Annotated in this window: 1 rRNA gene; it reads right to left on the bottom strand. The window is 48.9% G+C overall.

The features are described 5' to 3' along the window. Positions 1–20 precede the first annotated feature (20 nt). Positions 21–137, bottom strand: a 5S ribosomal RNA gene (gene rrf / locus KNO96_RS14295). Positions 138–272: the final 135 nt, after the last annotated feature.

The following is a 272-nucleotide window of genomic DNA, read 5'->3' as shown; positions in this document are numbered from 1 at the left end:
AGCTATTGCGGAACGATCTTGCCTGGCAACGTCCTATCCTCACAGGGGGAGATCCCCCAACTACTTTCGGCGCTGAGACGCTTAACTTCTGTGTTCGGCATGGGAACAGGTGTGGCCGTCTCGCTATCGCCACCAGACAAAATGAATATTAACACCGCGTCATACGCATGTCAATATTGTTTTAGGGCTTGTTCCCTGAAAACTGAGGATTCATCAACACAAACCATAGACTAGATCAAAGCCTCGACCGATTAGTATCATTCAGCTCCACG

The organism is Exiguobacterium sp. s89, from assembly GCF_018617735.1.
GTDB lineage: Bacteria > Bacillota > Bacilli > Exiguobacteriales > Exiguobacteriaceae > Exiguobacterium > Exiguobacterium marinum.
This window is presented reverse-complemented; position numbering and strand designations above follow the sequence as displayed.